Source organism: Agrobacterium sp. Ap1, assembly GCF_017313375.1.
Taxonomy (GTDB): domain Bacteria; phylum Pseudomonadota; class Alphaproteobacteria; order Rhizobiales; family Rhizobiaceae; genus Neorhizobium; species Neorhizobium cellulosilyticum.
This window is the reverse complement of sequence record NZ_JAFLMY010000052.1, coordinates 1-4,993: the sequence shown is the minus strand read 5'-3', so window position 1 is coordinate 4,993 and position 4,993 is coordinate 1. Positions and strand designations below refer to the sequence as shown.

The 4,993-nt window shown below is 56.3% G+C and carries 6 protein-coding genes and 1 pseudogene; 3 read left to right on the top strand and 4 right to left on the bottom strand.

Going from position 1 to position 4,993, the window contains the following annotated elements:
- Positions 1 to 317, top strand: a 317-nt coding sequence (locus JZX87_RS30780; protein WP_206829619.1) for a cupin domain-containing protein, incomplete at its 5' end; no start/stop codon positions are given.
- Between the two features lie 583 nt (positions 318 to 900).
- Positions 901 to 1,239 carry an Rmf/CrpP family protein gene (locus tag JZX87_RS30775; protein ID WP_206829618.1) on the top strand — a complete coding sequence of 113 codons (339 nt, stop codon included), beginning with the start codon at positions 901 to 903 and terminating at the stop codon, positions 1,237 to 1,239.
- Between the two features lie 920 nt (positions 1,240 to 2,159).
- Here the strand turns inward: JZX87_RS30775 and JZX87_RS30770 are convergent.
- The 4 genes from JZX87_RS30770 to JZX87_RS30755 form a co-directional block, all read right to left on the bottom strand.
- Positions 2,160 to 2,357 (bottom strand): hypothetical protein, encoded by a 198-nt coding sequence (locus JZX87_RS30770; RefSeq protein WP_148144901.1) that lies wholly within the window; start codon positions 2,355 to 2,357, stop codon positions 2,160 to 2,162.
- 63 nt (positions 2,358 to 2,420) lie between these two features.
- Positions 2,421 to 2,609, bottom strand: a complete 189-nt coding sequence (locus JZX87_RS30765; protein WP_183687937.1) for a hypothetical protein — start codon at positions 2,607 to 2,609, stop codon at positions 2,421 to 2,423.
- 3 nt (positions 2,610 to 2,612) lie between these two features.
- A complete protein-coding gene (locus tag JZX87_RS30760) occupies positions 2,613 to 2,861 on the bottom strand; it encodes a DUF982 domain-containing protein (RefSeq protein WP_148144903.1) in 249 nt (82 codons plus the stop codon).
- A 1,307-nt stretch (positions 2,862 to 4,168) separates the two neighbouring features.
- The gene (locus JZX87_RS30755; protein WP_183687939.1) at positions 4,169 to 4,330 is read right to left on the bottom strand and encodes a hypothetical protein; all 162 of its coding nucleotides are present in this window, start codon (positions 4,328 to 4,330) and stop codon (positions 4,169 to 4,171) included.
- Positions 4,331 to 4,827: 497 nt separating this feature from the next.
- Between JZX87_RS30755 and JZX87_RS30750 the strand changes: the two are divergent.
- Positions 4,828 to 4,993: pseudogene (locus JZX87_RS30750) on the top strand (IS256 family transposase); the annotation flags it as partial.

Genomic DNA, 4,993 nt, shown 5'->3' with positions numbered 1-4,993 from the left:
GTGGATATACGTCGATCCTCAACGGTGACCGGTTCCAGGTGAAGCGGCTGTTCGTCACACCGGGCAAGAAGCTGTCGTTGCAGAAGCACCATCACCGGTCCGAACACTGGATCTGCGTCAAGGGTACGGCGGAAGTCACTGTCGGCGACGAGATCAAGATCGTGCGCGAAAACGAGTCGGTCTACATTCCGCAGGGTGAAGTCCACCGCCTCGCCAATCCCGGCAAGATCATGCTCGAAATGATCGAGGTGCAGACCGGTTCCTATCTCGAGGAAGACGACATCATCCGCATTGTCGATGAGTTCGGACGGGGTTAGCGCGGGAATTCACGACCTCAGCTAGGTAGACTCCCGCAAGCGCGCAGGGTGGCAGCGCAAAGAGCTAAAGCTGGAGTGGCCGCGAATATTGGCGTCTCTGACGAATCCATCCATGCCCATCCTTGGGTGCCGTCCCATTTGACGGCACACACAGACGATGGAAGCAGTTGCATCGCCAATTCATAGGCCGATTGGACATTTGTCGTATACCTCGGCACGCGGCCAGGTTGTTCCGACAATGGGTTAATCCAGATGGTTTCAATCTTAGTCGCGTTGGTAGAAGAATCCGTGACTGCACGACTGCTACGCCGCCAGCCCAGAACTTTAGCCACCTCCATATCTAATTCGCGAAAACCCTCTGTAGCGCCCTCAAGTTGCTCAATGACGTCAATCACCCGCATTATGGCCCTCACTAAAGCTGCGACAGGATACAGATGCGACTCTTAACCGCCCGAGCAGAACAACGTCAACGCTGCATTGACCCTGCGTCCGGTTCGCCAGTCGCGCGTTCCAAAAAAGTTGGGAAGCGAAAGGAACTTCATTCGCAATCTTTAGTTTAGTGGAAGAAACCGGGGTACCATATATGTCCGCTGAAGATGTTTTGCACTCGCAGTGTTTTAATCAGGGGAGAAGAGCGGCTTGCATAGGGATGCCGCGCCACACCAATCCCTACATCGACTGCAGTGGAATAAAGCTGGACGCCTGGGTTGAAGGCTTCGAGACAGTGAACAATTCCGAGATCATACCGGTGGAGCGTATCCATCTATTTCATCTGGGCAGAGAAGCCGCCGAGCGTGGCGATCCAGCATCTATTTGCCCTTATACCGAGGACGAAAACCCGGAGCGGATGGAAATTTGGCTTATCGGCTATGCTCCCCACATCGATCTGGAACTGGTCGCCAACGATAACGTTGCGCCCTGATGAGATTTCTGGAACGACGCCCGTTAGTTACGACCTTTCTCTTCTCTGCCGCGATAATCTTGTCGGTCTTTGTGGTGCAGACATGGATGACCGACCGATTTGGCGCGGTAGACGGCAAAGCGCCTATCACCGACCCGCCAGGTTGAGATCCAGGTCCAGCGTGGTGATCACGAGCCAACCATGTGCACCATCCTGCAAGTGGAGCTGCCGATCGCCCAAACCGCATCGAGCATGTCGGCAGCTTCCATTGCTCCACTACATGAGCCGACAATTTCTGACGAGCCTCTAAAGATACTGAGGCGATACCCTATCCCTCTTACTTTCTCCGTTACAGCAGGGGTCAAGCAAAAGAAACATCCGCGCCGGGCACGGGCGCCTCTGCCTTACGGCATGCGCTGGCCCGGGCGGCTGTCGAGCGCGTCGTACAAGTCACCCAGAGCGTCGTCGAAGAGGATCATGGTGAAACTTGGCTCAACCTCGAGGTAAGACAAAGACACGATCGAGCGCTTATCGGCTGTGATTGGGGAGCCACGATCAAGGGACGCAGGAGCGCGGTCAGGCCAGGCTTGAGAAGTTGACTTTCGCGCTGGGCCTCATCGAGAGTAACGATCCCGCTGACGTAAAGGGGATCCCGTTTGCGCTCGGTGAATACGACGCTTTTCGGCACATCTCATGCGGATGAATAGGGGTCGGCTACCAGGCCGGCAGCAGCCTATGGGATACTGCTCGTAAACGTGTAATCGATAGACGTTGGGCGCTCCCAAAGAATGGAAGCGCCCAACGCAACCAATGCCATCAAGGGTATTACGAAGAGGACAGCGCCGTTAATACGCATCATAAACTCCAGCAAAGTCGTCCCCTATCGGTGACTATGCTGGCAGTATCTTTAATGATCAGTTACCGCCGTGCCCCATATTGGTTCAGGCTTCGGGGCCCTTGCCGATCTTGTGAGCGTTTTCAGCTTCGCGGTAGATCCAGTCGTAGGTTGGCTCTTCCGGCGGAACCTGCTTACTGGGTGCTCGGCTCCGCCTCCAGCGGCTGTAGACCGCAATTGCTGCTGCGGCGAGAGCACAAACGAGTATCGCGGCAAGGATGCTCATGGGCAGATAAGTCGACATGCGGCCTCCAGTGGTTGCTGCACTGCAAACGGCGGACCGCGGCACAAGTTCCGAATTGGTCCATCAGAGCGGTCGCTTCCCGTTAGCGGCTTCGCGCTTCAGCCATTCGGCGGTCGGCTTGTCGGGATCGACCTGGCTAGGATTCCTCTCTCGCAGCTTTCCGCGACGGAGGATGATGAACGTGAAAATTCCGAGAGCGAGGATGAGAAAGATCGCAAGCGCCAGCATGGGAAGAAAGGTGAGAGATGTCACGGCCTAACCCGCCAGCTTGTAGTCAAAGGTGGTTACCAGCGCAGCTGAATGAAGGGCTGCCTCAAAGAGCTCCCGCGCCTCATCAGGTGAGGCTCGGCCATCCAGCGCGCGGAGGATGCACGCATCAGCTGCAGCGAAGTTCGAATCCTTCTTGTGCGGCCAGTCGGTCATCAGAAACCGTCGGGCCTCAAGAGGACCAAAAACCAACTTGCCGCCCACGACGACTGGCTTGTCCCAAATAACGTTTTGCATAGCCGGCTCCTTCACGCGGTGTTTCAGACATTAGTCTGCCGTCACCAAACTCGTGCGAAGGTCAATGGTTCCGAGACAACATGCCCGCATGAGGGCCGGAGCCGCTCCAGCAGCAAGAGGAGAAACATGAGGCCAGCCAGCAATATCTTTGAACACCATCTTGGCTACATCCCACACCTCGTCGGGGGGAAGCGGACGTCGACTGATACCCGCGAGCACTGCAATCTCTCCTCCACCAATATGATGGCGAGATCTTCGGAGATGGGATCATCGGAGCTGTGAAAGATGCAGTCAAGTTTGTCGGTCACGATGTCTCCGCAGCTTCGAGGCGTCGGGCAAAAAGCCACTATCGATGGATGGTCAAAGCGGAGGATTCTGAGCCGCTAAGCTGAACCTTCGGAAAGGTGAGCGCGTAAAAATCAGTAAAACCGAGGCTAGGAAAATACTCGCTGCGGCCTACACTAACTACTCGCTGCGGCCTACACTAACCCAACAGGCGTATCGGAGTGCAGCGATGCGAAGACGGCTTTCCGTATGGCCCAAGCAACCTTCGCCAGCTCTTGATCGGTCGCCGAGAGGGAGCGAATGTTGAGAGCGGTTCGCAAGCTTAGCAGGAAATCTTCAACGAGCACGAAAACCGCGACACGTTCGGTCGTGCGCTCGATGTGATGCAGGATGAATACGTCCGCGTGCTGACCGAGGCGGCCACGACAAAGAGCATGGGCAGCTCGGAGAGGTCCGCGAAGGGCGACATGCGATCTACGCCGGGAGGCGACTGCTGATCGCGGCCAAAACAACTTCGAGGAGGCTAGGAGGCTGGCGGATTATCGGCGAAGACTCAAGGGAGGTTTCCGGCAACTGGTGCCCCTTTATGGGTGAAGGGGTCGCGCACTTAACGCGATCCCAATCATCCATGCGCCCTGAACTCGGACCGGACGCCCCGTTATGCTGCACGTTGTTGCAGCTTCTGAACGCGGGCGTAAGTTTTACCGCAGCCCGAAGAAGCCCAAGATAGCAAGTACGATGACGACGGCTCCAACGAGCCAAACAATGTTGTTCATAATCATTTCCTTTGAAATGTAAGTGGCTAACGGAAGCGAGAATGCAGCAGCACAGCTTCTGATCCGTACTTACAATCTGCAATGTCGAGCCGCGCTGCGGACAATGGCGGGACCGCCAACGGTACGCCGGACGCCTCATACCAATGCGCACCTGCTGGCGTCTTCCATCGCCTGGCGCTGCCTCCTCTCAGCAACAGGTAATCCTGCGGCGGTCTCCCCATTGGGTCGAGATCGCCGCTTTTGTTTTTAGGCCGCAATACGGCGGGCAGCTTTGTCGATGGCCTTACGGTCTGAGCCATATTGGTCAATGATCTTGGCCGCGTCTTCGACAGGTATCCTAAACTTCTTGGCTAGAACCTTTGGTTCATAGGCGGGCTCTGCCGCCGAAGCGACTCCTTGGTCTGTCATGGGTTGTCTCCTTGAGATGGAACGGCCAGATGATGGCCACGCACCGTGGCGGCCGCTTGTAGTGACCATATGGGAATTAGAGGCGGTCATTCCAAGTGATGCGGTAGAGCTGCGTGGTAGCTCGCTTGGCTCCTGACCCGAATGCCGCAGGTTCAAATCCTGCCCCCGCAACCACTCTACAGCACGCTAGACCACGCTAATTTACGATAGTCTGCGACATGCTATTCCCTTGAATAGATAGGTTCTAATCATGTTCGGGCCGTTTCGAAGTGGCAGCGGCCCTGGCATGTCTGTTGTGCCGAAAATTCGTAGATCATATGCGGGTCGACGAGTAACGGTTTCAGCCACCTAGCGCGGCGGCTTTGCACCCATGGAGCTTGGATGTATTGCCCGCGTTCCAAGATCGTGTCCCGTCGAGTGGTGTAGCTGGATTTCATAGCCATCGGTGATTTCCGGTAGGGTCGGGTTGCTTAGAGCCAACCTGAAGGACACCACCGATGACCGACGACATGATGAACCTGCGCTCACTCGTTGAGAAGAGCGCCGACGCCGATTTGCTGCGCGAGATGATCGGCTTTGCTGCCGAGAAGCTGATGGCGCTGGAGGTCGGCACGAAGACCGGTGCGGGCTATGGCGAGAAGAATGGCTTCCGACTGGCCCAGC